This is a genomic window from Bradyrhizobium sp. USDA 4472 (assembly GCF_054058595.1).
This window is the reverse complement of sequence record NZ_JBSSAM010000001.1, coordinates 4,924,849-4,948,267: the sequence shown is the minus strand read 5'-3', so window position 1 is coordinate 4,948,267 and position 23,419 is coordinate 4,924,849. Positions and strand designations below refer to the sequence as shown.

Below are 23,419 nucleotides of genomic sequence, written 5' to 3'. Positions count from 1 at the left end.
CGGTGGATCTCTGCAGTCTGATCGATCGCAATGCGGCGTTTTCGCCAGACAAGACGGCCATTGCCTTCGAGGGGGAACGGCTGAGCTACGCCGCGTTCGCCGATCGCATCAAACGCACTGCAACAGCCTTGAAGCAGGAGTTTGGTGTCGGACGCGGTGACCGCGTCGCGATCCTGAGCCTGAATCGGCCGGACTACCTGGTCCTGCTCTACGCGTGTGCGCGGCTCGGCGCAATGCTGGTGCCACTGAATTGGCGGTTGGCGGTCCCCGAGCAGCTCTTCATCCTCACTGATGCCAGCGCCAAGGTACTGCTGCTGGAGCAGGCCTTTGAGGGAGTTCTTCCCGAACTCGCGCCAGGGACTGTCGTCATCGGCCTGGATTTCGCACCACCGCGCGGCATAACCTTCGAAAGCCTGCTGGCGCGCAAGGGAAGCAGCGGACGCAATCCGCACACCGATCTCTCCTGTCCACTGCTGATCGTCTACACGTCCGGCACGACGGGACGGCCGAAAGGCGCGGTGCTGCGCCAGGAGGCGCTGTTCTGGAACGGCGTCATGAGCCAGCACATGCACAACATGACGTCCGACGATCATGTGCTGACGGTGTTGCCGTTCTTCCATGTCGGCGGGCTCAACATCCAGACGACCGCCGCACTCCAGCTTGGCGCGACCGTCACGATCCACGCCCGTTTTACGCCTGATACGGCGCTCGCCGCCATCGAGCGGGAACGGCCAACCTTGACGGTCATGGTGCCGGCAATGATCCAGGCGGTCAGCGAGCATCCCGCCTGGCCAGCGACGGATCTCTCCTCGGTCAAAGCGGTGACCACCGGTTCGACCATCGTACCGCTGCACCTGATCGACCGTTGCGTCGCGCGCGACGTGCCGGTATTGCAGGTTTATGGCTCGACGGAAACCTGCCCGATCGCCATCTATACTCGCCTCGGCACCGACCTCTCACCGTCGGGATCGACTGGACTTGCCGGTCTCTGCTGCGAAGCGAAGGTGATAGATCAGGAGGGCAACGAACTGCCGGCGGGCACGCCTGGCGAGATTGCAGTGCGAGGGCCCAATGTCTTCTTCGAATATTGGGGCAACGCGGATGCAACGCGCGATGCGCTGCACGACGGCTGGTATCGCACCGGTGATATCGGCCTGTGCGACGCGGATGGCTATTTCTGGGTCCGGGACCGCAAGAAGAATATGATCATTTCCGGCGGCGAGAACGTCTATCCGGCCGAGGTCGAGCGCGTCCTGCTCGAACATCCCGACGTCAGCGAATGCGCCGTCATCGGCCGGCCAGATCCGCGCTGGGACGAGGTCCCGATCGCCTATGTCATCCGGCGATCCGGCTGCCGTCTCGAAGCCGACGAACTGAGAGCGCACCTTCAGGCGCAGCTCGCCCGGTACAAGGTTCCACGGGATATCATCTTCGTCACCGACCTGCCACGCACTGCGCTGGGCAAGGTCCAGCATTTCCTGCTGAAGCAACTTGACTCGCAATCGCGCGCGCAAGGAGAAGCATCTTGAAGATTGCGGTCCTGGGTGGAGGAAACGGATCATTCGCGGCAGCGGGCGATTTTGCGCTGTCAGGGCATGAAGTCCGGCTTTGGCGCCGTGACGCTGAGCAGGTCGAAGCACACCGTGCAGCCGGCTCGCGCATCTTGGTGAAGGATCACAATGGTCGCCACGACGTGAAGCTGAGGTTGGTGACAACCGACATCGCGGAAGCGGTCAACGGGGTCGAACTCATCCTGTGCCCGGCCCCCGCGTTCGCTCAATCGGACATCGCCCGCCTCCTCGCCCCCCATCTGCAGGACGGACAGGTCGTTTTCCTACCGCCGGCCACATTCGGCTCGCTCATCTTCGCGCAAGCCGCGCGGGACGCCGGCAATCGCGCAAAAGTGAGCTTCGCTGAAACCGGGACGCTGCCCTGGCTCACCCGGAAACACGGGCCATTCGAGGTCGCAATCACCATCCGGGCCAAGCGGCTGCCGGTCGGCGTGTTCCCGCTCGATCAGGCAGCACATGCGCTTGAGGTGATCGGACGTGCTTTTCCTGAAGTGATCGAGCCATGCGGTGACGCGCTGTCCGGCGCGCTAATGAATGCGGGCTGCATCATCCATCCACCGCTGATCGTGATGAACGCGGGCCCGATCGAGCATTTCGAAAGGTGGGACATTCACAAGGAGGGCACGCAGGCTTCGATCCGCCGGGTTACGGACGCGCTCGATGCCGAACGGATCGCCGTACGCACAGCGCTCGGCTACGGCGCACCGCATTTTCCACTCGCCCATCACTACGCGACGGAAGGCGAGATCTGGATGTATGGTCGCGGCTCGCATGATCGCCTGACCGACTCCGGCGACTGGCGGGAGCGGCTCGTGCTGACCGAGCACCGCTACATGCTCGAGGATCTGCGACTTGGGTTGTCGCTGCTGGTGTCCGTCGCCAGGCTAGCGGGCGTGGCCACGCCGCTGGCCAATGCTTTCCTGGCCATCGGTGGCGCAATCTGCGGCGATGATTTTGCGCAAGGCGGCCGCACGTTGGAGACGCTGGGGCTTGGCAAGCTTCAAAAGGCCGAATTGCAGACGCTGCTTCGGGTGGGATTCTGATCGATGACCCGCCGCGCCAACATCGCCTGTCTCGGGGCCGGTCGCATGGGCCGCGGCATCGCCGTCGCGTTCGCCTATGCAGGGCACGCGGTCACCATGATTGATATCAAGCCCCGTTCAGCAGAGGATTTTGCAAGGCTGGAAGCTGACGCACTCGGCGAAGTCAGAAGGACCTTCGCCAGCCTGTCCAAGCTGGGACTGCTGACCGCGACCGATGTTGATCCCCTGATCGCGCGGGTTTCGGTGGTTTCGGCCGGCCAAAGCGGCGCTGCCCTGACCGAAGCTGGAATAGTCTTCGAGGGCGTTCCTGAGGTGGTCGAACTCAAGCGCGAGGTGCTTGGGGCGGCTTCTGAACAGATCGGCCCCGACACGATCATTGCATCGACCACGTCGACCATCCTCGTCGACGATCTCTCCGACGCAATCGTAAACCCTCGCCGCTTCCTCAATGTGCACTGGCTCAACCCGGCCTATCTGATCCCGCTCGTGGAGGTGTCGCCCGGCAAGCTCACCGACCCTACCATGGTCGACGAGGTCAAGGCGCTGCTCGAAGACATCGGCAAGGTGCCGGTGGTCTGCGCGGCAACGCCCGGCTTCATCGTTCCACGCATCCAGGCGCTGGCGATGAACGAAGCCGCGCGCATGGTCGAGGAAGGCGTCGCCAGTGCGGAAGAGATCGACAAGGCGATCCGCTACGGCTTCGGCTTCCGCTACGCCGTGCTGGGGCTGCTCGAGTTCATCGATTGGGGCGGCGGGGATATCCTCTACTACGCTAGTAGGTATCTGGAGGGCGCACTCGGGAGCGATCGCTATCGCGCGCCGGAGGTGATCTCCCGCAACATGCACGAAGGCCGGATCGGCCTGCGCACGGGGGCCGGGTTTCTCGACTATTCAGGCCTCGACGTCGACGCCTATCGTGTAAAGCGCCTCCAGGCCATGGTCGACCTGCTTCGGCACTTCGACCTCGTTCGTCCGCCGGTGCTCGACCGCAACTAGCCGAAAACATCCTGGAGCACACCGTCTCGAACCACGGCAACCCCATCGAGCTCGATGGTTGTCCCCATCATCGGCAGATCGAAGTGGCCAGCTGTATAGCGACCAGCGAATTCGTTGGCTCCGGTCGAGAACAGGAAATTGCCGGAGACGGCTCGGATCTCCGTGCCGTTGGTGTCGCGCTGGTCGTACATCGACAACGCCTCGTAGCGCGCGCCCGGATTCATGCCAAAGCCGACATGTGACACGGCATAGGCCTCCCGGTCGCCCCAGGCGGCGAGATAGGCACGCATCATCGCGGCATCCGCCCCCTCGCCTTCGAGCTCGGCAACATAGTCATTCTTCAAGGTCATCTTCACCGGCGAGGTCAGATAGCGCTTGAAGGTGAGATTGATATCGCCTGGCGCCATCACCAGCGTGCCGTTGATCGTCCCGCTCTTCGGGAAGCTGACGACGATGCCGCCCGGCCAATGCGCCAGCGTGCCGGGCTTGTCCGTCCACCCCCACACGCCCACCGTCGAAGCGCCGACCATGTCGACGTCGAGCGCCGTGCCAGCCTTCGAGGTAACCCGCATCCGCTTGGTGCCGCGCAGCATCTTCGCAGCCGCACGAACGCGCTTCTCGAGCGCGGGATCCGGCACCATCCGCTCCAGCGCTTCTGGATGCTCGTTGGAGATCACGAGGATGCGCGCACCGGCCTTCAAAATCTCGGGCGTCTCCACCGCATGCATCAGGCCCTCAATCGTGCAGTCCACCACGAACCCAGCCTGCTGAAGCGCGCTTATCACCGGGCCGACTCTTTGGATCGCTTCGCTGGCCCCGGTTGAGCGGATTGGAACGATGTTGCGGTTGCGCGGCGTTGGCATGACGACGTGAAACGGTTTCGCGCCCATTCGCAGCAGGGCCAGCTCTGCGAGATGCACATTCAACGCACGCGACTGCGTCTCCGAGAGGATGGCCGCGGTATCGCCGGCCCTGACGGCGCAACGCTCAAATATCTCGCAAAACGCGTCAATCCATTTTGCCTCGATGCGATCAGCCAGCATGATTCACTCCTGGTCTTCTGGTTTTTTTCAGGTCACGCGTCGGGGAAACCTCGTAGCAGGTACGACCGCACGGCGCCCAACAGGCCATTCAGAATCAACCCCAGCAGCGAGATCGCAATCAGCGGCACGAACATGTCGACGGCCTGGAAGGTCCGAGCCGCTGTTACCAGCGCATGTCCCAACCCGTCCGTCGACGTGATCATCTCGGCCAGAAACACCACGATGCAGGAAATGACAAGGCCAATCCGGCAACCGGTCAGGATCGACGGCATCGCCGCCGGCAATACGACCTTGAACAGGATCTCATAGCGCGGCGTTCCCGCCGCCATGGCAGACCAGACCAGCTTTTGCTCCACCGTCGAGGCCCCGTAATAAGTGGATAACAAAATGGGAAAGAGCGCGTCCGCGGCCACCAGCGTGATCTTCGATCCGTGGCCGAATCCAAGCAACAGCAGCAGTGCCGGATAGAGCGCGACCTTCGGTAATGGTGCCAGCACACGCACGATCGGCCGGACCACCGCATTGATTACGGGACTGGCCGCGGCCGCAAGGCCGATGCTGACACCAACGATGACTGCGATTGCAAAACCGGCAAACAGCCGGATCAGCGTGGCTACGATTTCCTCCTGAAACGTCCATGTCACGAGCTGCTGCAGCAGCCGGCTGAAGACGAGGCCCGGCGGAGGCAGCAAAACCATCGGCGCGACACCGAACGACACCAAGCCTTGCCACAGCGCAATCACCAGCACGATCGGCGCAAGCCCAAAGATGACGTTTGCTGAGAGATAACGGGGCATCATGAGAAGCTCATCGGCATGTCGAACTGAGGCTCGGACCAGCGCACGAGCCTCGCGCGGACGCGTTCAAAAACCGCATCGAGGCAGATGCCCATCGCACCGACGATGATAATCATCGCGTAGACCGTGTCGTATTGGCCCATATCAAGCGCATTGAACAGGATGTTCCCTGCTCCTGATTGGCGTGCGATCATCTCGCTGGTGATCATGGTGATGAGCGCCAGCACCAAGCCAGTGCGGCAACCGGTCAGGATCTCCGGAAGCGCCGCAGGCAGCACGATCCTGATGAGGCGTTGCAGGGGCGAGAGTCCCATCGCCGCGCCCGACCATAGCATCTTCTCTTCGACGGCTTTGGCGCCCTCGAAACTGTGATAGATCACGGGAAGACTGACGCCCAGGAAGATCACCAGCGTCTTTGTGATGTCACCGACACCGAGCCATAGCATGATGATCGGCATCAGCGCCGCTTTTGGCACCGGATAGATCACCATCAGAAGAGGGTTGAAGAAGGCCGCAACCGCGCGGCTACGCCCCATCAACAAGCCCAGCGGAATCGAGACCAGCACCGCTATACCGAACCCGACCGTCATGCGACGGAGCGAAGCGACGACGTTGATCAAAGATTCCTTGTCCCCAAGGATATCCGGGATTGCGCGGAGCGCATCGGTCGCAGTTGGAAAGCTGTCGCTCTTCAGCGCAAGCGATGCAACCTGCCAAATTGCCAGCAATCCGATGCAGGCCAGCACGGGAGCAGTTCGCTTCACCAGGGCAGCCGGCGAGATCATACGGGCGACCCGGCTTCGTCGCTTTCGTCGAACATGCGCTCGATGTCGACGACGTATTTCTGGTAGCCCGGATCGAGCAAAAGCTCGTTGCGGCGCCGCGGTCGCGGCAGGTCGATATCGATGACCTCCCTGATACGGCCGGGAGAGTTCGACATCATCACGACCTTGTCTGAAAGGAAGACGGCTTCATCGACCGAATGGGTGACGAACAGGACCGTCTTGCGGTCACGCTCCCAGATGTTCAAGAGATCGTTCTGGAGACGCGTCCGGGTGTGAGCATCGAGTGCACCGAACGGCTCGTCCATCAACAAGACTTCGGGATGGTAGGCGAGCGTCCGGGCCAGGGCGACGCGCTGCTTCATGCCCCCCGACAGCTCCTTCGGATAGAAGTTCTCATAACCCTTGAGGCCGACCATCTCGATCAGCGCGCGGCTCTCCGCTTCCGCTTCGGTGGCTCGCACGCCTCGCTGGCGCGGGCCATACATGACGTTGCCGAGCACGGTCTTCCACGGAAACAGCGCGAACTCCTGGAATACCGGGCCTCGATCCGGACCAGGGCCCGTGATCGCCTGTCCCTTCATCCTTGCCGCGCCTCTGGTTGGACTGACAAAGCCACCGACGATGTAAAGCAATGTCGACTTACCGCAGCCGGACGGACCGAGAATGGAAACGAACGCGCCCTCCTCGATCGTCAAGGAGATCTCCGATAGTGCCAAATGCTCCTTCCGCGCCGAGGTCTGGAAAACCTGCGAGACGCGGTCGATCTCGAGGATCGCAGAAGCCGGCTTTTGTGATGTCGCCGGTCTCACCCATCCGCTCGAAGGCATTATCTTCATCCCGCCTCTCGCTTCACTCACGCGCGCAACGCTCAATCGAACCACGGCCACTGGGCCGGCCCCTCGTGCGTGACTGCTCCGCCGGGTGCCTGGCCGACCAGGCGCGCATACTTTGCGAGCGCACCTGCACGATGACGCGGCGGCCGTTGCTTCCAATCGCGTCGGCGTCCAGCGAGTTCCTGCTCATTGATCAGCAGGTCCATGCGGCGACCGGCAAGCATCGATCCGGATTCTGTCGCCGTCGCGAACGAGCGCCAGCGGACCGCCGACAAATGCTTCCGGGGATACGTAGCCGATACACATACCGCGGGTGGCGCCCGAAAACCGGCCGTCAGTGATGAGGGCAACCTTCTCACCCATGCCTTGACCGTAAATGAGCGCGGTGACGCCGAGCATCTCACGCATGCCGGGACCACCGACCGGCCCTTCATTGCGGATCACCAGCACTTCGCCGGCCTTGTAGCTGCGGTCCCGAACAGCCGCCACACAGGCCTCCTCATCCTCGAAGACTCTCGCCACCCCCTCGAAAAGCAGGCTCTTCAAACCCGCAACCTTGATGACCGCGCCGTCGGGACAGAGATTGCCCTTCAGCACAGCAACACCCCCATCGGGCATGATCGGCGCGCGGGCGGCATAAACCACTTCACCATCGGGCGCATTGGCCGCGCCATATTCTTCGGCGAGCGTACGGCCGGTGATGGTCAGGCAGCCGCCATCGATATGGTCGCTTTGGATCAACTCGCGGATCACAACGGCAGCGCCACCGATGTCGTAGACATCCTTGGCCGTGTACTTCCCGCCCGGCCGCAGGTTCCCGATCAGCGGCGTCCTTGCAAAGACTTGGCCGACATCATCGATCGTGAATGCAATGCCCGCCTCGTTCGCGATCGCCGGCAGATGCAGTGCGGCATTCGTCGATCCGCCCGTCGCGGCAACGATCGCCGCGCCGTTTTCCAGGGATTTCCGAGTCACGATGTCGCGCGGCAGCGGCCCGCCTCGCTCGAGCATCTCAATGATCAGACGCCCGGCTCGGCGCGAGATCTGCGCGCGCTCGGCATAGACTCCGGGCACCATCGAGACGTTGGCAATCGTCAGTCCCATCGCTTCCGATACCATCCCCATCGTGTTCGCGGTGAATTGGCCGGCGCAGGCACCCACGGTCGGCAAGCAGGCGCGCTCGATCCGCTCAAGCGTCGCCGCGTCGATCTCTCCGGTCATGAAGCTGCCGACGGCCTCGTAGGAATCGAGAACGGTCAGCGTCCGTCCGTCCACGCGGCCGGGCAGCGAGCTCCCGCCATAGATGAAGATGGAAGGCACGTTGCAGCGAACCATGCCCATCATCACGCCCGGGAGCGTCTTGTCGCATCCGCCGTACCCGATCAGCGCATCATAGGCGAGACCATGAACGACGGCCTCGATGGAGTCGGCGATCAGCTCACGCGAAAACAGGGAAAACTTCATCCCCTCATGATTCATGCTGATGCCGTCGGACACCGAAACAGTCGAGAACTCCCGGGGCGTTCCGCCGGCTTCCTCTATACCGAGCTTGGCGGCAGCCACCTGGAAATCATGGGTCATGTTGCAGGGCGTCTGTTCGCCCTTCATGCTGACGATGCCCACCATCGGCTTGGCGATCGCCGCGTCGTCCAGGCCCATCGCGCGCATGAAAGCGCGATGGGGGGCCCGGTCGAGGCCGTCAGTTGTGATTCGTGATCGCAGCTTCTTCATGCCTGCATCATCTTCATGCAATGTCCCGCTGCGGGGACATTTGCGACCTCATTGATCCGGGAAACCGTCCGTCGCTATTGCAGCGGTGCGACGATTGTCGGATGCTTGAACTGGGCCACGTCCAGCTTCGGCAGCATCCCCGTGTCCGCATAGATATCGAGCATCTTCTGGATTGCAGGGAAATTCGGCGCCGCACCGGGATCGCGACCGAAATCATTGTCCTTGAGCAGATAGGTATCGAGCACCGGAACGGGCGCCTTCAGCACCTCGGACACCACCTTCAGGGTCTCTTCGCGGTTTGCGAGTGCCTTCTTCATGCCCGACGTGATGTCGCGGACATAGGCCTTGACCAGGTCCGGGTTCTTGTCGACGAAATCGGCACGACAGGCTTCCAGAATGTGCACGATGTTCGGCATCGCCTGCGACAGCGAGAACAGTTTTCTGATGCCGCCCTTCGCCTCCGCGCGTGCCGCAAACGGCTGGTTCATGTTAACCGCATCGACCCGCCCCTGGCGCAGCGCATCCTCAGAGACGGCAAAACCGACTTCGACCAGCTTTATGTCCTTGGCGGGATCGACGCCGTTCTGCTTCAAGAGCAGATTGAATGGACCCTGCGTGCCGCCGCCGATCACCGAAATGCCAACCGTCTTGCCCTTGAGATCGGCGATCGTCTTGATCGGCGAGTCGTCCTTGACCGCCCAATAGACCGAGAAACCGCCGGGCTTCTCGAAGACGTGCTGCGCCACGATGTAAGCCTTGAGGTTGCCACCGACCACACCGTTGGCAAGCGACAGCGGCGCCTGCGTCGCGCAATCTAGTGCGCCGGCCGCTAATGCCTGCGTCATCGGCGCAGTACCTTGAAACTGGGTCCACTCGATGTTGTACGTCTTGCCGATATCGGGAAATTCGGCAGGCCGGCGCATCATCCAGTATTTGGATTCCTCGGCCGGGATGGTCCAGCCCACGCGGATCGTCTGCTGCGCGCGTGAGGGGCTTGCGACCGCGATCATGGCCGCCACAGCCCCGGTTGCCAGGATCCACTTCGAAACTGCCCGCATCGTGCCCACTCCGCTGCTCCGGCGCCAATCGACGCCACCCAAACCCGACCAACCCCAAATGTTTCATGGTTCAAACAGTCAGGCAAGCCATGCATACCGGTCCGGTTTCGCTGCCAGATGCGTTATGATGTTGCGGCGGCGCTCGCGCACCGTTGCGCTGCGACAGAAGGAGGCAACCTGTGGCTGATGAGAGCAGGGCAAACCCGCAAGGCGTCGAGAGGCTTGGCTATCTCGGCCTTGGACTGATGGGGACGCCCATGACCCGACGCCTGCTCAAGGCCGGCCATGACGTCAGTGTCTGGAACCGCTCGGAGGGTAAAGTCGCTCCCCTCGTCGCCGCAGGTGCCAAGCGCGCCGGCACACCTCGCGACCTGCTGGCGAACTCCGATATCGTCTTTATGTGCGTGACAGATGCAGCCGCCGTCGAAGCGGTTATCTTCGGGCCGGAGGGTCTTGCAGCAGCTCCGGGCGCAGGCAAGCTCGTGGTCGACTTCTCATCGATCCATCCGGATGCTGCGCGCGAGCTCGCAGCGCGATTGAAAGCGGCGAACGGCGCCGGCTTGATCGATGCACCGGTGTCCGGCGGCACCAAGGGGGCAGAAGAAGGCACGCTCGCCATCATGGCTGGCGGAGCGGCTGACGATATCGAGAAAGTGCGGCCTTACGTGCTGGCTATGGCACGTAGGTTCACCCACATGGGTCCGACTGGGGCTGGCCAGACCACCAAACTCTGCAATCAGGTGATCGTCGGATGCGCAATGGCTGTCCTTGCGGAGGCAACGCGCCTCGCCTCGAACGCTGGAATTGAAGCAAGCCGTCTGCCCGAGGCGCTCGCCGGCGGCTTTGCGGATTCGATCCCGCTTCAGCTCTTCGTGCCGCGCATGGTCCAGGGCATCCACTCGCCGCCGCTCGGGCACATAGCGACAATGCTCAAGGACCTCGATACGGTCGCCGATGTGGCCCAGGCGACATCAACGCCGGTGCCGATGGCGACCCTCGCGGGCCAGATCTTCAGGCTGGCCAAGGCTGCACGCGGCCCGGACGCGGACGCTCTGGAAATCTACAAGCTCTCCGCCACAGACCGCTGAACGCTCTTAAGGAGACTTCTTGCGTTCATCGTCGGCCAGAAACCGGCCATACGTCCCCCGCGCAAACAGCAGCGGCTCTTTCGCGCTATAGGCATAGGCCTCGACCGCACCGAGAAAGATCACGTGATCGCCGCCGTAATAGCGATTGACGGATCTGCACTGAAAACTCGCCACACTCTCTGCAAGCACCGGCGCATTGCCGAGGCCAGGCGCCCACTCCACGCCGGCAAACTTGTCTTCGGACGATTTTGCGAATTTGTTCGCCAGCGCCTGCTGCGAGGTGTCCAGCACGTGGACCGTGAAGTGGGTGGCATTCTGGAAAACGGTCAGGCTCGATGAGTAAACTCCGAGGCTCCAGAGAACCAACGGGGGGTTCAAGGAGACCGAGGCGAATGAATTGCAGGTGATGCCATACGGCTTTCCATCGGAAGCCGTAGCCGTGATGATCGTTACCCCAGTTCCGTAAGTGCCGAGAGCGTTGCGAAAATCACGTGGATCAATCTGCGAGTTGTCGCTCGCGAACTCGTTGGCTGGATCAGGAGCGGCCGGCTGCTTCGGCAGATCATTCATCGGCCGGCCTCACAAGGTGAGATTCTCGGACGGCAGGCCGAGGACCACGCGTCCATAATTGGTTCCAGCCGCATCGAAATTGAATGCGAGGTGCGAATTGATCGCATGCGCATCGCGAAATTGCCGCTGCAACCCCCCCGTCGTGAACAGGCCGCGCGCCCCGCTCGCGGCAAACAGCATCGAGACGGCGTCCGTACACAGATTGACCGAGAACGCCCCGTCACGGCGATATCTGGTTTTGGTGACCATATCGGGCGTGTGGCTGCGCCGTGCGTTCTCCATCGCCTCGGTGCAGGCCGAGCGCATGATGAGGCGCGCAGCATCGATCTTGGCGGAAGCTTCGGCGATCTTGATTTGCGTACTCTGGAAATCGCTCAGCTTGGCGCGGTTGTACGTCGAAATGCGGCGACGCGCGACCTCCGCATAATCGTCCAGACACGCCTGTGCATTCCCGAGCGCGACGCCGGAAAGAACATAAGGAAACAACGAGAACACCGGCAGCGCATACAGCGGACTGGGGTTCACCTTGCTTCCGGGCGTCGGACCTCCCGCAAGGTCCCCCACCGCGACCGTCATATAATCGGGTACAAAGGCATCCCTGACTTCGACATCCGACGACCCGGTCCCGCGCAGTCCCGCGACGTTCCAGGTATCGAGTATCTTGTAGTCGGCCTTCGGCAACAAAAAGATGCGATATTCGATGCCATCGGCCTCGTCGTCGGATGCGACGACGCTTGCGAGCATGTTCCACGCGCAAGACCCGACGCCCGACGAGAACGGCCAGCTTCCGCGCAGCCGGTATCCGCCCGCAACCTTGCTGGCGCGGCCGGCGGGGAAAATGAACGATGACGCGATCAGCACGTCCGGGGTCTTGCCCCAGACCAGATCCTGTGCACGTTCTTCGAACATGCCGAGCATCCAATGATGGCTTGCCAGATTGGCAAGGTTCCAGGCCACCGATGCATCGGCTTGTCCGAGCAACTCCGCGCAATCGATCAGGGCGACATAGTCGAGCTCGGCGCCGCCGACGCGCTGCGGCTGAAGCATCCGGAACAGGCCGGCATCATGCAGGTCCTGTTCGGTTTCCGGTGGCAGATGCCGCAGCTCCTCGGTGCGAGCTGCGCGTTCACGCAATTGCGGCACGAGCGAGCGGGCCTTGGCAATCATCGTTACATAGGCTCTTTCGCCGGCCTCTACCGACTGCCCCATGCTCGGGTCTTGACCAGGCACCATTCGCGTCCCTCGCTCTCATGCATTTATGCGGCGGGAACCACTTCAAATCAAGCTGGCGCAGTGCTCAGTCCGACGTCGCGGCCTTGCGCAGGCCAAATGCCCCTTTTTGGGTCAAAGTGGCAATCCGGTCGGCATCGTAACCAAGCGTCTCGCGCATAACGCCCTCGGTATGCTCACCTAACAGCGGCGCGGCCACGGGATCAACTGCCGCTGTGAGGCTCATGCTGATCGGCGGCTCGATATTCGGCACCCACTGCGCCGTGCGATGCGGGATCCGGCTCAGGCGCGCGCGCTCGCGCGCCTCGGGCGCATTGAATCCCTCCTCCACGGTCCGGAGATAGCCAACCGGAATATTGGCCAGCTTCATCTTCGCCATCCAGTTCTCGAGTGTGTCGCTCGCGAACACTTCCGCGATGGCAGTGCGCAGCAACTCCTTGTTCTCGGAGCGCGCCTTCCGCGTAGCGAATTGCGGATTGTTGATGAGATCCGGGCGGTTCAGCACCTCCACGACCAGCCGGCGATACAACCGGTCATTGGCGCAAGCCATGTAAAGCGGACCGTTGGAGGCTTCGTAGACGCCGACTGTCGGAGACCCGCTCGGCGAATTGCCAAACCGGCCGGGATTCTCACCGTTGATCAGATAGGCCATTCCGTAGAAGCCAGTCATGCCCATGGCGACGTCGAACAACGCGACCTCCACATGCTGGCCGCGGCCGAGTCGATCCCGCGCCAGCAGCGCCAGCAGAATGGCATTGCAGGCGGACATGCCCGTCGCCATGTCGACAACAGGCGGTCCAGTGCGAACCGCCGGACCATCCGCAAATCCGTTGAGCGACATGAAGCCGCTCTCGGCTTGCGTGATGGGATCAAAACCTGGGCGTGAAGCGAACGGTCCGGTACGTCCGTAAGCCGAAATCGAGCAATAAATCAGCCGCGGGTTGAGCGGAGCGACAGCCTCGTAGTCGAGGCCGAACTTCTTCATGACCCCGCTGGAAAAATTTTCCACCACCACATCCGCCTTGCGGATCAGATCCAGCGCGACCTCGCGCGCCTCCGGCACCGAGAGATCCAGCGCAATGCCATTTTTGTTGCGATTCAGGCTGAGATAGGCCGCGCTCTCCCCGCCGATCTCGGCATGCTCATAAGCACGCGTGTCGTCGCCACCCTCAGGGTTTTCGATCTTGATGACGCGCGCACCGAAATCGGCGAGCGTTTGCGTGCAGGCGGGGCCCGCGACCACGCGCGTGAAATCAATGACTAGCAGACCATCAAGTGCAGTTGGCTTTCCCGCCGCCCGCAACGGACGTTCCGGCAATTGAGGCTTGGTGGACATCCTTGGCGCTCCCTTACATCGGCTTGTGCCCGCCGAATTTCCTGCTAGCGCACTTAAAGCCCGGCTGAGCCGACTGCGCAAGTGCTTCAGCCACGACGTTTCAAACCCAAAAGGGCATTCCAGGTGAACAGGGCCGGCTATATAGGCGCTGTGCAATTTGACGGTGCAAGGCCCCGTTCCGCATCACGGAAACCCGACTCAGCGAAGCGACCTTTGCCAATAGAGCGTATGGGACCAAGCCCAGGGCATCTCAGGTTCAAAGAGACGGTAACCCGCCTTGATGAAGTTGTTCGCAGAGAAACGATTGTCCGTTGTATCCGAAACGATACTGTCCCATCCGATGCGACGGCCCCGTGCTTCGACGGCCCGCATCAACCTCAGCTGAAGTCCCCTTCCCCAATGCCGCTGCAAGACCTGAAGTCCGCGAAAGATGATCAGCCCGTCGCCTGGTGTCTCGATCTTGTCGCTGAACAGCTTGAAACCATGACCAAGACCGAGGCTCGCGATCTTGCCCTCGATCAGCCGCTTCGACGATTGCGCCAGCGTCCGCTGCGCCTCGCGGATGCAGACCGCGAGCGTGCCGCGCTCGGCCTGGCAGGTCTCGACCATGAGCTCGCCGAAGAAATGCGATTTGCCCGAGCCACGCCCACCGTAGACGCCCTTGTAGCGTGCGGGCTTGAGCAGTGACTCGAATATCTTGGCGGTGGGAATTTTGAGGATCGACAATGGATGCGCTCGCTCTCGCCCCGGGGCAGGCCGGTGCGCCTGCGCCATATCGCGGACCAGTCTTCGTTGTTCGGCGTGCCGCAGCCTGGCCCAGATCAGGAGAAACCGCGTTTTGTTCGGGCTTCCGGCAGGCACTCTCGTCAGTATCCGTACATCTTCCGGAGCCGCTGCAGGGACCACGCGGGCATCCCGCAAGCATCGGCGATGCTCTGGGACATGAGCTGGCGATGCCGGATTCGGATCGAATGGCCCCAACGCATCGGCAAAGGCGCTTGGATCCATGAGACGTCCATCAGTATCCTTGATTTGATAGTGAACATGTGCATCCCCCGGCTTCCCATCGCGGCGAAAGACGCCTGTATTCCCCATGGTCCCGATGAGCTGGCCTGCGGCCACTGGGTCGCCGATCTTCACATGCCGGGCATTGGTGTGGAGGATCTGATGAAGGAGGCCGTTCCCACTCGATCTGATCGACACGGGAGACTCGTGTGAGAATGTTACCGGTCTTCAGGATTCTGAATCATGCGATGTTGGCGCTGATGCTGACCGCATTCGCCTCGAGAACCTGATGTTCAAGAAGATCGACGACAAGACCGTCATACTCTGGATCATCAACAACGGACATTTCACCGGCGATGGCCGAAAGCTGTCCTATTGCAGCGACCAGGTTCAGCGCGCCTATGCTGCGCAGCGCAAGGCCAGCAAGCAGACCAGGAACAAGTAAGGTCCTGGAAGCATCACCGAAATGAAAAACCCGCGACCGTTTGCCCGGCGCGGGTTGAACCTGCATGTTTCGATGATGCCATTATGCCGCTGTTTTGCCCGACGTGTCAAACGATCAATCGAGCGGATTCTCAATCGAGCTTTCTGACGGCTCAAGTATCGGCGTCAGTCTCACTGACACCGGCACTCTCCGGATGCACGATGATGCGTTCGATCCGGTGGATCAACTCGAGCACGCCGTCTTCACCATTCGCGATCGGCTGCGCCACCTTGCCCCAGCCGCGATCGAGGATCGCGTTGGCGGCGGAGACGCGGGCGGCCGGAGTCGCATCGCTGCTGCGCATGATGCCGACGAGCACGTTGACCGCCGTCCTGGTGTGACTGCGCGCGATCGACCGGATCTCGGTCAGCGTTCGCGCCTTCGATGGCTTCTTCGCGACAGGCCGGTAAACGTCCGCGATTTTTGGCTCGTATTCAAGACCGTCACTCAAGCAGAAATCTCCCACACGACAATTGCGACCAGCCCCGCAAGCGCGAGCGATATCAGATAGACCGTCATCGTTTCTCCAAGACGAACACGAGAAAACAAGAGTGCGGCAGATCGCGGCACGAGGCGCGATCGTTTCGGCGCGAACCTTATCCCCGTCTTGCGGGGACCGCGGCGGCGCAAGCAAAGGCTCGCGCCGCGGGCCGGCACGTTCGCGCGTGCACGGCCAATAACCGGTTCGGACGGCGGCGCGCTGATCGGCGCTCCATGAACGCGTTTCAACGAGGGCGAGGCCGCGATGCGCGGCACGCCGTCCGATCTCGAAATCGAAACGAAAAAGCCCGCAACGGATGCTTTCCGCGCGGGCCTCATAAACTCGTTTCGATGATGCCATTATGCCGGTGTTTTGCCCGACGTGTCAAACCTCGAATTGCAATAGCACGCGCTGCAATCTCGCGGCCAGCGCAATACCATGAAAAAAACCGCTCCGGATTGCTCCGTGCGGGCTGAACCAAACTCTCTCGATGATGCCATCATGCCAGTGTTTTGCCCGACGTGTCAAACGCGTTGCGCCAACTCAAAATCGCAGCCGAGCTTCAATCCCGGCGACGGAGCGGCTGTATCCGGCGGGAGAACCATTCTGCTGCAGCATCTCGCGGATTGGCTGAGGCTTCCGATCCCCAGATCGGCGGCGGAATGAGATAGCTCGGTTCATCCGCGAATGCGCCGACTGGCCGTGATTGGTGAAACGGCGGGCCAAGAGCTGACCGCTAAATTCGCGCACGGCATGCAGATGCAGCCGTGCCGCGGATATCGCCACTCTGCGATCACGTGTTTGCGACGTCGCCTCTTAAGCCGACGGCATGGCGTCAGCGCTCCGCTCTGCCGCAAACCGGCAGCTGCTCTCTTGTGTTGATTTCGAGAAAGAGTCTCGATAGCGAACTATCTGTCAACCAATCGACGAACGATCGACACAGGCTTTGCGCTCGTGAACAGGGATATTTTCCATCTGCCATCCTGGCGTCGTCTGAAACCTGAAGTCGGGCCCGACGTGATAGAATTTTTTCGGCTTTGGCTTGCGCAAACGCTTCTCGATAGAGGATGCATGGGCATCCCGTGTGGCACTACTCCAACGAGCCATCGGTACAGTGAAACACGGGCATGCCATTGAACCGATCGGAATTCTTGTAACGAACGACGATACGCTCCTTCGCATCGCCCCCGAATGTGTCGCCGTCTCTGAGCACTTGTCCGTGTTCGATGAGATAGACAACAAGGCCCGCCACCTTTTCGATCAAGGCCCCTAACGCCCGCCTGGACGTCTCGAACTCAACCTCACGGCCGGCAAAAGCGGTCAGTCCCATCGTCACTGAGCCAATGCCTTTCTGCGAGCGGAAAGGCAGAACATCGACCCAGAGCTGGAACGGATAGACAGGGGACGGTGCATAGGATTGCATGGAAAGATGCAGCCAAAGATCAGCAGGTCGTGCAGCCTTGCCATCCCAGACCACAGCGCAGCATTCCGGCATCGTCGCTATCAAGGCACCAACAGCAGCGGTCATCAGGCGAGCCGTGGGCAACAATTGTTGGTTTTGTCCGAGCACCGAGACCATCAAATGACCGCTGTGCCGCGCCGCGACTGTGCTCGCCTCCGGCCAGGCCGTAGTTGCGCGCGACCATAGCCCGGGATCCCCTGGAATGGGCGTCGGCATCGACTTCACCGTAATGAGTTGATCGCCACAGCGGAGGACAGACGCACCCGCCGAATCCTGGCGGATACCCGCATCGCTTGGATGGATCCCCGCGGCCAGCTCAGGGTGCCGGGTGCGAAGCGCAGCGGCGAGCGCCGCCATGACAGGCGCTGCAGGACGTTCCAGCAATACAAAAGCAAGAAATGAATTCCTCATCGTCGCCTCCCAAGAGCGAACGGGCCAACGTCGATCGAGGCTCGCTCACAGGTTGAGGGAACTGATGTAGAACAAAACGGGAACATTGTCTAGGTCGTAATTTCGGACACTTAGGCTTTTGCGAACCGCTGGAGCGGGAGCGAACCAGGAAGTTCATTGTGCAAGCTCCGCTGACGACCTGCCGGCAATCCACACGGGAGATGAGCAACTCCATTCGAGAACGAAAAAGCCCGCTACGGATCCCTCCGCGCGGGCTAAACCAAAGTCTCTCTATGGTGCCATCATGCCCGTGTTTTGCCCGACGTGTCAAACGAACGATCGGGCGCACGCGCGCGTTGGTCGATCAGGAGGATCGGCCATGACATCGAAGATCGGTTCGACAACATCGCCAATTTCGCGACACACTCCGGAGCCGCGCATCGACAAGACCCGCGATACCCGAGAGGCTGTGATCGAAGATGCACCGAAGACGGACGACAAGAACCGCGATCTCGTTCACGGCGATGGCGGCACCATCGGCATTCCGACCAAGCCCGGCGATCTCTCCCGCGACGATTAGCGCTGCCGCGCATCTCGTAGCTCGTTGCGCGACGGAGGACGGCCCCGGCGCTGACGGGGGGCTTGGGCGCCGGAGCCGCCATTCCAGACCGGTCAATCGGCGGCAGACCGGCCGCGTAACAAAGTCCGGCCGGAAAGCGGAAGTTCCTAAAAGGCGCAAGCGGCACCGCTTGCGGTCAGCGCTGCGGCCCCTCGCCAGCTTCACTCGGAAATGGATCGGGCGTCCTGCGCCGAGATTGCGGACGCCTCGTTGTGGACGCGGCGGATCGGAGAGCGACCGTATGGCGATGCTGCTGGCTTGGCCGGCGGGAGCACGCTCGGTCTCTCACCCGCCGGCTCCTACTGGCAGAGCCTCGGCCGAGCAAACGACCCGACGCTGCCTTTGTTCAATAGTGAACTTTAGACCCGCAAAGGCGCGGCATGAGTAAGCGGCTCAAAACGCCGAAACTGCACCATCCAATCATCACGGATTCTTTTTGGCCATTTATCAAATGATACGGACTCCTCTTCAGTACGCGCCGTACAGTTAACCATCACCACAAGGCCACTTACGTTCATCGGTGATAAGAGCGTCCGGTCGCGCTCCGTCTTCCTCGAACTTGGGAGCAGCGCCATGTTGAAGCGGCGTCGTTTCAAGCAAACCAAGACACTTCACGAGAGGCTAGCAGAAGAAGCGGCGCAATTGCGCGAGGAAGCCCGCACGCTTGCGCCGGGACGCCGCCGCGAGACGCTGTTGCGCCGCGCGCGGCAAGACGAGACGGCCATGCAGATCGATGCCTGGCTGCATTCGCCCGGCCTGAGGACACCGACATGAGCGCGCAATATCGTGCCTGTCTGGTCGGCGAAGACGGCCTCTTCCGCAACGCGGAGGCGTTCGAGGCTCCGTCCGATACATCCGCGCTCGCTTATGCGCGGCGGTTTGCGCGCCGCGGCGGGGTCGAGGTCTGGCAACTCAGCCGCAAGATCGGCTTGCTGAAAGGATCGCTTCAGGCGAAGAACCTTGGCACAGGACCCAGGACGCAGGATCCGGGAACACGGAGCTCTCCGCTAGGCGGCTCGCTGCAGCCCCGTCGTCCGCTCGATCCGCGCCTCCAGCAGGGCGATCGAGGTCCGCAAATTGTCGCGGCGGGCACGTAACGCCTGGGCAAGCATGGAATAGGTCGGACTGCCGGGATCGGTCGTCCCTGCGTTGCGCTCCTCCTCGGCAATGTCGCCCTCGAGCATCCGAACCCGCCAGCGCAGGTCGGAGATTAGAGCGTGGAGCTGCAGGGACGCGGTCGCTTCGAAACGGGACGTTGCTTGCATGTGGTCGCCTCAATCTGAAACGGCCCGACTGGCCGGGCCGGTATGGAGACATCATGCAGCAAGAGAGATGCCAGATCTTCAGGATGGAGCCGAAGCAGGAAACCCGAAGGCCTCACTCCTCCGCCAGCTTCCGCTCGATATAGGCGTCCACAGTCTCGGCGAATGAGCGCTGCACGCCGACCGACGTGACATGCAGCTCGATCGCATCCTGCTGCAGCACGCGCAGACCGCGTCTGCGTGCGCTGGCCGGTGCCATCGCGAGATAGTCGTCGATCGTGCCCATGGCCAGCGGAATGCCTTTCGGGTCACCCCTGGCAATCAGCAAACGCAAAAAGCTCAGGCTATCGGCCAGACCCGGCATGGCTTCGCATCTCAGCCTTGCTGCGGCTTCGGCCTGGGCTTCCTGACCGGCTGGGCATGCGTCCCGAACAGCGCGAGCAGCAACGCGACTTCTTCCTTCGAACCAATCTGGATCATCGTGATCTCCTTTTCGCTCAGTTGGTCGGGGCCAGCACCGGCGGAGTTCAGGACGATCTGGTTTCAGCCGTGTTTCAAAACGGCTTCGTCGCTGGTGCAGGACCTGCATTTTCCCGATGGGTCAAGCTTTAATCGAATGCACGCGGCCGGATTCGGCGGAAGGAAATCTGTTCGCGTCACGCTGGCACATGTCCGTGCTCAGGAGGGAGCCGATGTACTACGTCGCCGGCGTGTTGCTTGCACTTTCGGGATTGTTCTATTCGGCAGGCCGCCACGAACTTGGTTCGTTCGGCGCTGACGTCTGCAGCTACGGCGGGGCGTTCTGCGACAGGCCGCTGGTGGTCTTCACCGGCGCCGCGCTCGCGGCCGCCTGGGGCATGTTCGTCAGCATCAAGTAGATCGCGCCGGCCGGCTCACAGCGCCAGCTCCTTGCGGACGGCCGCCGCTGAATTGCCGACCTTGTCGACAGCCCGTTGCAGCTCTTCCCTGGAGACGCCGAGTGCATGGCTCCAGTACTTGACCTCCCAGGCCTCGTGCATGTTGATCTTGCTGCGGTCCGGCTGTTCGCGCTTCGTCAGATGGTCCATCCCGACGTCCTCCTCCCAAAAGAACGTCACTGGCCACCGGCGGTTCCGAAAGCGAACGGCGGCCTATCGAGACCCGCGTCACTTAACATTTGTTGTATTTGACTCATTCGCTAACCCATCATCCACAATGTAGAGAAGCCGGGCGCGCGTCACTTAACCTTTGTTGTCCGCAGCGAGCCGGCGTCTGTGCTTTTTGGCCTCACGCGTTAAGGCGCGTGGGGGAATGAGAGACGTGACAAGCGACATGATCTGGGCGCCGCTGTTCCAGCGCCTGAAGACGACGACCGGTGCCGATGACCGGGACCTCCGAGCTCTCGCGGCGCTGCCGTTCACACTCCGCAACTTTCGCGAAAACCAGACCGTGCTGCGCGACGGCGAGCAGCCGAGCGAATGTTGCCTGATCGTGGACGGCTTCTGCGTTCGCTCCAAGACGATCGCAGACGGCAGGCGCCAGATCCTGTCGATCCACATTCCCGGCGATCTGCCCAATCTGCAAAACCTGCATTTCGCGACCGCCGACCATGACCTGATCGCGCTGTCCGACTGCACGTTGGCCTTCATGGCCAACAGGGCGCTCAACGACCTCATCCGCCAGCAGCCTGGTGTCGGCGATATGTTCTGGCGCGACACGCTGGTGGATGCCGCTGTATCCCGGGAGTGGATCGTCAATGTCGGCCAGCGCTCGACCTACAACCGGCTTGCCCATCTGATCGTGGAGTTGCGCGAGCGGCTGCGCCTGATCGGCCGTGTGATCGACAACACGTTTGAAGCTCCGCTGACGCAAGAGCAGTTCGGCGAAGCCATGGGCGTGACCAGCGTTCATACCAACCGCATCCTGCGCGAGCTGCGCATCGACGGCGTTCTGGAGCTTCAGCGCGGCACCGTGAAGATACTCAACGAATACAAGCTCCAGGAGCTCGCCCAGTTCGACGGCCGCTATCTGCATTTGTCGCCATCGTCCTGAGCGGGTCGTTCAGCGAACGAACACCTCGCTCATGTCCATGCGGAAGCGGGGCAAGGCTCGTACCCCCCAAAGTCTCAACGTGCTAGCAAGGGAATCACGCAACGCTCCGTCTCGTAAGCCGTGCGACGATGGAACTTTGCGGCTACGATCGCGATTGATAGCTGAATTCGCAATTCCGGAAGGTGAGCCCTGTCGAACCGGTCCAAACGTCCAGCTTCCAAAAGCGACAGCGTCGTCGCACCGACAAAGTCGGCACCGATGCTGCTGCAGCGGCTCGGACCCGGCCTGATCACGGGCGCCGCCGACGACGACCCGTCGGGCATCGCCACCTATTCGCAAGCGGGCGCGCAATTCGGCTACGGGCTGCTCTGGACGGTATTTCTGACTCTGCCGTTCATGATCGCGATCCAGCTCGTCAGCGCGCGGATCGGCCGGGTCACGGGCAAGGGGCTAGCCGCCAACGTCCTGCAGCTCGCCCCGCGCTGGATCGTGATGGGGCTCGTGACGCTGCTCGTCGTGGCCAACACCTTCAATATCGCCGCCGACATCGCTGCGATGGCCGAAGCGCTCTCGCTGGTCATCGGCGGGCTCAACCACGAGCACGCGCTGATCTTCGCGGCAGGCTCGACCCTGCTCCAGGTGTTCGTGCCCTATCGCCGCTACTCGCCGGTGCTGAAATTCCTAACGTTGGCGCTGTTCGCCTATGTCGCCACCGCCTTCACGGTGAACATCCCCTGGGGTACGGCGCTGCTGGCCACAGTATGGCCGAAGGCGACGGTCAACAGCGACTATTTCATGATGGTCGTCGCAGTGCTCGGCACCACGATCAGCCCCTATCTGTTCTTCTGGCAGGCTTCCCAGGAGGTCGAGGAGATGAATCAGGGCCAGCGCGACAAGCCGTTGCGCGATCTGCCGAGCGGCGGCGATCCCGAAATCGCACGCATCAGGGCCGACACCTCCGTTGGCATGCTGCTGTCGAATTGCATCGCGTTCTTCATCATCCTGACCACGGCCTCGGTGCTGAACGCAAACGGCGTCACCAACATCAACTCCGCGACCGAAGCGGCCGAGGCGCTACGGCCGCTCGCCGGCGATTTCACTTTCGCGCTGTTCGCGCTCGGCATCATCGGCACGGGTCTTTTGGCGATCCCGGTGCTGGCGGGCTCGGCGGCTTATGGCGTTGCTGAAATCTTTGGCTGGCGCGCGACGCTGGAAGCAAAGCCAGAGAAGGCGGTCGGCTTCTACACCATCATCGCAGCCGCGACCGTGATCGGCTTCTGTCTCGGTTTCACGGGAATCGACTCGATTCACATGCTGGTGTGGAGCGCCGTTCTCAACGGTATCGTGGCCGTCCCGATCATGGCGATGATGATGCTCATCGTCTCGAACAAGGCGATCATGGGGCGTTTCAAGGCGCGGTCGTGGCTCGTCGTGCTGGGATGGCTCGGCACCGCGCTGATGGCGCTGGCCGTCCTCGCCATGCTCGGCTCGTCCGTGATGGGCTAGACTTCATGACGACAGGTGGTTATGGCGGTATCTGACCGGTCGAGAAAGCGCCATCCGCCAAAGGCGGCAACGGCTTCCTCAGCTGCGGCCGCAAGAGC

At 61.8% G+C, this 23,419-nt stretch carries 23 protein-coding genes and 4 pseudogenes; 10 read left to right on the top strand and 17 right to left on the bottom strand.

The features are described 5' to 3' along the window. The first annotated feature begins 2 nt into the window (after positions 1–2). From ACVWZ4_RS23070 to ACVWZ4_RS23060, 3 genes are read left to right on the top strand one after another with little or no spacing between them, the layout of a single operon-like run. On the top strand, positions 3–1,529 hold the full coding sequence (locus ACVWZ4_RS23070) for a class I adenylate-forming enzyme family protein (protein ID WP_456741264.1): 1,527 nt from the start codon (positions 3–5) through the stop codon (positions 1,527–1,529). Next, positions 1,526–2,614, top strand: coding sequence for an NAD/NADP octopine/nopaline dehydrogenase family protein (locus ACVWZ4_RS23065; protein WP_456741263.1), 1,089 nt, complete (start codon positions 1,526–1,528; stop codon positions 2,612–2,614). Before ACVWZ4_RS23070 ends, ACVWZ4_RS23065 begins: the two co-directional genes overlap by 4 nt. A gap of 3 nt (positions 2,615–2,617) precedes the next feature. Further along, positions 2,618–3,610: a 3-hydroxybutyryl-CoA dehydrogenase gene (locus ACVWZ4_RS23060; RefSeq protein ID WP_456741262.1), complete on the top strand. Its 993-nt coding sequence runs from the start codon at positions 2,618–2,620 to the stop codon at positions 3,608–3,610. Here the strand turns inward: ACVWZ4_RS23060 and ACVWZ4_RS23055 are convergent. The 6 genes and pseudogenes from ACVWZ4_RS23055 to ACVWZ4_RS23030 form a co-directional block, all read right to left on the bottom strand. Next, positions 3,607–4,653, bottom strand: coding sequence for a peptidase M29 (locus tag ACVWZ4_RS23055; RefSeq protein WP_456704737.1), 1,047 nt, complete (start codon positions 4,651–4,653; stop codon positions 3,607–3,609). The genes ACVWZ4_RS23060 and ACVWZ4_RS23055 overlap by 4 nt on opposite strands. 32 nt (positions 4,654–4,685) lie before the next feature. Continuing rightward, entirely contained in the window at positions 4,686–5,453 is a 768-nt protein-coding gene (locus tag ACVWZ4_RS23050) for an ABC transporter permease (protein ID WP_456735814.1), read from the bottom strand. Next, a complete protein-coding gene (locus ACVWZ4_RS23045) occupies positions 5,450–6,235 on the bottom strand; it encodes an ABC transporter permease (RefSeq protein WP_456741261.1) in 786 nt (261 codons plus the stop codon). Before ACVWZ4_RS23045 ends, ACVWZ4_RS23050 begins: the two co-directional genes overlap by 4 nt. Further along, the gene (locus ACVWZ4_RS23040) at positions 6,232–7,071 is read right to left on the bottom strand and encodes an ABC transporter ATP-binding protein (RefSeq protein ID WP_456704739.1); all 840 of its coding nucleotides are present in this window, start codon (positions 7,069–7,071) and stop codon (positions 6,232–6,234) included. The genes ACVWZ4_RS23045 and ACVWZ4_RS23040 overlap by 4 nt, the downstream gene beginning before the upstream one ends. Before the next feature lie 32 nt (positions 7,072–7,103). Then, positions 7,104–8,799: pseudogene (ilvD, locus tag ACVWZ4_RS23035) on the bottom strand (dihydroxy-acid dehydratase). A 74-nt stretch (positions 8,800–8,873) separates the two neighbouring features. Continuing rightward, a complete protein-coding gene (locus ACVWZ4_RS23030; RefSeq protein ID WP_456735816.1) occupies positions 8,874–9,857 on the bottom strand; it encodes an ABC transporter substrate-binding protein in 984 nt (327 codons plus the stop codon). Between the two features lie 179 nt (positions 9,858–10,036). Between ACVWZ4_RS23030 and ACVWZ4_RS23025 the strand changes: the two genes are divergently transcribed. Further along, entirely contained in the window at positions 10,037–10,945 is a 909-nt protein-coding gene (locus tag ACVWZ4_RS23025) for an NAD(P)-dependent oxidoreductase (protein ID WP_456704742.1), read from the top strand. Between the two features lie 6 nt (positions 10,946–10,951). Here ACVWZ4_RS23025 and ACVWZ4_RS23020 read toward each other — a convergent pair whose 3' ends face one another. The 6 genes and pseudogenes from ACVWZ4_RS23020 to ACVWZ4_RS22995 form a co-directional block, all read right to left on the bottom strand. Further along, a complete protein-coding gene (locus ACVWZ4_RS23020; RefSeq protein ID WP_456704743.1) occupies positions 10,952–11,515 on the bottom strand; it encodes a flavin reductase family protein in 564 nt (187 codons plus the stop codon). Between the two features lie 9 nt (positions 11,516–11,524). Next, complete coding sequence (locus ACVWZ4_RS23015; RefSeq protein WP_456735817.1) at positions 11,525–12,724, bottom strand: acyl-CoA dehydrogenase family protein; 1,200 nt, start codon at positions 12,722–12,724, stop codon at positions 11,525–11,527. A gap of 88 nt (positions 12,725–12,812) precedes the next feature. Then, the gene (locus tag ACVWZ4_RS23010) at positions 12,813–14,081 is read right to left on the bottom strand and encodes a CaiB/BaiF CoA transferase family protein (RefSeq protein ID WP_456738200.1); all 1,269 of its coding nucleotides are present in this window, start codon (positions 14,079–14,081) and stop codon (positions 12,813–12,815) included. A gap of 198 nt (positions 14,082–14,279) precedes the next feature. Continuing rightward, positions 14,280–14,510: pseudogene (locus ACVWZ4_RS23005) on the bottom strand (GNAT family N-acetyltransferase); the annotation flags it as partial. Beyond that, positions 14,496–14,807 (bottom strand): annotated as a pseudogene (locus tag ACVWZ4_RS23000) (phage terminase large subunit); the annotation flags it as partial. The pseudogenes ACVWZ4_RS23000 and ACVWZ4_RS23005, both read right to left, overlap by 15 nt. A 285-nt stretch (positions 14,808–15,092) precedes the next feature. Further along, a pseudogene (locus tag ACVWZ4_RS22995) lies at positions 15,093–15,284 on the bottom strand (M23 family metallopeptidase); the annotation flags it as partial. Positions 15,285–15,375: 91 nt separating this feature from the next. Between ACVWZ4_RS22995 and ACVWZ4_RS22990 the strand changes: the two are divergent. Then, positions 15,376–15,531: a hypothetical protein gene (locus ACVWZ4_RS22990; protein ID WP_456741260.1), complete on the top strand. Its 156-nt coding sequence runs from the start codon at positions 15,376–15,378 to the stop codon at positions 15,529–15,531. Positions 15,532–15,682: 151 nt separating this feature from the next. On the opposite strand, the gene ACVWZ4_RS22985 is transcribed toward ACVWZ4_RS22990, so the two are convergent. Both ACVWZ4_RS22985 and ACVWZ4_RS22980 read right to left on the bottom strand, forming a co-directional pair. Beyond that, positions 15,683–15,991 (bottom strand): hypothetical protein, encoded by a 309-nt coding sequence (locus ACVWZ4_RS22985; RefSeq protein ID WP_456742255.1) that lies wholly within the window; start codon positions 15,989–15,991, stop codon positions 15,683–15,685. Between the two features lie 1,150 nt (positions 15,992–17,141). Beyond that, positions 17,142–17,924: a DUF4261 domain-containing protein gene (locus tag ACVWZ4_RS22980; RefSeq protein WP_456741259.1), complete on the bottom strand. Its 783-nt coding sequence runs from the start codon at positions 17,922–17,924 to the stop codon at positions 17,142–17,144. Positions 17,925–18,282: 358 nt separating this feature from the next. On the opposite strand from ACVWZ4_RS22980, the gene ACVWZ4_RS22975 reads away from it, so the two are divergent. Both ACVWZ4_RS22975 and ACVWZ4_RS22970 read left to right on the top strand, forming a co-directional pair. Beyond that, entirely contained in the window at positions 18,283–18,483 is a 201-nt protein-coding gene (locus tag ACVWZ4_RS22975; RefSeq protein ID WP_456741258.1) for a hypothetical protein, read from the top strand. Positions 18,484–19,095: 612 nt separating this feature from the next. Continuing rightward, positions 19,096–19,296 (top strand): hypothetical protein, encoded by a 201-nt coding sequence (locus ACVWZ4_RS22970; RefSeq protein ID WP_456704747.1) that lies wholly within the window; start codon positions 19,096–19,098, stop codon positions 19,294–19,296. Between the two features lie 233 nt (positions 19,297–19,529). On the opposite strand, the gene ACVWZ4_RS22965 is transcribed toward ACVWZ4_RS22970, so the two are convergent. After that, entirely contained in the window at positions 19,530–19,787 is a 258-nt protein-coding gene (locus tag ACVWZ4_RS22965; protein WP_456704748.1) for a hypothetical protein, read from the bottom strand. A 112-nt stretch (positions 19,788–19,899) separates the two neighbouring features. After that, on the bottom strand, positions 19,900–20,148 hold the full coding sequence (locus tag ACVWZ4_RS22960; protein WP_456704749.1) for a hypothetical protein: 249 nt from the start codon (positions 20,146–20,148) through the stop codon (positions 19,900–19,902). 328 nt (positions 20,149–20,476) lie between these two features. Between ACVWZ4_RS22960 and ACVWZ4_RS22955 the strand changes: the two genes are divergently transcribed. Then, the gene (locus ACVWZ4_RS22955) at positions 20,477–20,662 is read left to right on the top strand and encodes a hypothetical protein (RefSeq protein WP_456704750.1); all 186 of its coding nucleotides are present in this window, start codon (positions 20,477–20,479) and stop codon (positions 20,660–20,662) included. A gap of 15 nt (positions 20,663–20,677) precedes the next feature. On the opposite strand, the gene ACVWZ4_RS22950 is transcribed toward ACVWZ4_RS22955, so the two are convergent. Continuing rightward, complete coding sequence (locus tag ACVWZ4_RS22950) at positions 20,678–20,851, bottom strand: DUF3606 domain-containing protein (protein ID WP_456704751.1); 174 nt, start codon at positions 20,849–20,851, stop codon at positions 20,678–20,680. Between the two features lie 223 nt (positions 20,852–21,074). On the opposite strand from ACVWZ4_RS22950, the gene ACVWZ4_RS22945 reads away from it, so the two are divergent. Continuing rightward, positions 21,075–21,815, top strand: a complete 741-nt coding sequence (locus ACVWZ4_RS22945; protein WP_456704752.1) for a Crp/Fnr family transcriptional regulator — start codon at positions 21,075–21,077, stop codon at positions 21,813–21,815. Between the two features lie 258 nt (positions 21,816–22,073). Next, entirely contained in the window at positions 22,074–23,321 is a 1,248-nt protein-coding gene (locus ACVWZ4_RS22940) for an NRAMP family divalent metal transporter (protein ID WP_456704753.1), read from the top strand. Positions 23,322–23,419 lie beyond the last annotated feature (98 nt).

Coding starts and splice junctions, on each gene's coding strand:
- ACVWZ4_RS22950 (WP_456704751.1), bottom strand. CDS start 20,851: ATGGACCATCTGACGAAGCGCGAACAGCCGGACCGCAGCAAGATCAAC.
- ACVWZ4_RS23010 (WP_456738200.1), bottom strand. CDS start 14,081: ATGTCCACCAAGCCTCAATTGCCGGAACGTCCGTTGCGGGCGGCGGGA.
- ACVWZ4_RS22960 (WP_456704749.1), bottom strand. CDS start 20,148: ATGCCGGGTCTGGCCGATAGCCTGAGCTTTTTGCGTTTGCTGATTGCC.
- ACVWZ4_RS23060 (WP_456741262.1), top strand. CDS start 2,618: ATGACCCGCCGCGCCAACATCGCCTGTCTCGGGGCCGGTCGCATGGGC.
- ACVWZ4_RS23015 (WP_456735817.1), bottom strand. CDS start 12,724: ATGGGGCAGTCGGTAGAGGCCGGCGAAAGAGCCTATGTAACGATGATT.
- ACVWZ4_RS23050 (WP_456735814.1), bottom strand. CDS start 5,453: ATGATGCCCCGTTATCTCTCAGCAAACGTCATCTTTGGGCTTGCGCCG.
- ACVWZ4_RS23020 (WP_456704743.1), bottom strand. CDS start 11,515: ATGAATGATCTGCCGAAGCAGCCGGCCGCTCCTGATCCAGCCAACGAG.
- ACVWZ4_RS22980 (WP_456741259.1), bottom strand. CDS start 17,924: ATGAGGAATTCATTTCTTGCTTTTGTATTGCTGGAACGTCCTGCAGCG.
- ACVWZ4_RS22990 (WP_456741260.1), top strand. CDS start 15,376: ATGTTCAAGAAGATCGACGACAAGACCGTCATACTCTGGATCATCAAC.
- ACVWZ4_RS22975 (WP_456741258.1), top strand. CDS start 18,283: ATGACATCGAAGATCGGTTCGACAACATCGCCAATTTCGCGACACACT.
- ACVWZ4_RS22970 (WP_456704747.1), top strand. CDS start 19,096: ATGTTGAAGCGGCGTCGTTTCAAGCAAACCAAGACACTTCACGAGAGG.
- ACVWZ4_RS22965 (WP_456704748.1), bottom strand. CDS start 19,787: ATGCAAGCAACGTCCCGTTTCGAAGCGACCGCGTCCCTGCAGCTCCAC.
- ACVWZ4_RS23045 (WP_456741261.1), bottom strand. CDS start 6,235: ATGATCTCGCCGGCTGCCCTGGTGAAGCGAACTGCTCCCGTGCTGGCC.
- ACVWZ4_RS23030 (WP_456735816.1), bottom strand. CDS start 9,857: ATGCGGGCAGTTTCGAAGTGGATCCTGGCAACCGGGGCTGTGGCGGCC.
- ACVWZ4_RS23040 (WP_456704739.1), bottom strand. CDS start 7,071: ATGAAGATAATGCCTTCGAGCGGATGGGTGAGACCGGCGACATCACAA.
- ACVWZ4_RS23055 (WP_456704737.1), bottom strand. CDS start 4,653: ATGCTGGCTGATCGCATCGAGGCAAAATGGATTGACGCGTTTTGCGAG.
- ACVWZ4_RS22945 (WP_456704752.1), top strand. CDS start 21,075: ATGAGAGACGTGACAAGCGACATGATCTGGGCGCCGCTGTTCCAGCGC.
- ACVWZ4_RS22940 (WP_456704753.1), top strand. CDS start 22,074: ATGCTGCTGCAGCGGCTCGGACCCGGCCTGATCACGGGCGCCGCCGAC.
- ACVWZ4_RS22955 (WP_456704750.1), top strand. CDS start 20,477: ATGTACTACGTCGCCGGCGTGTTGCTTGCACTTTCGGGATTGTTCTAT.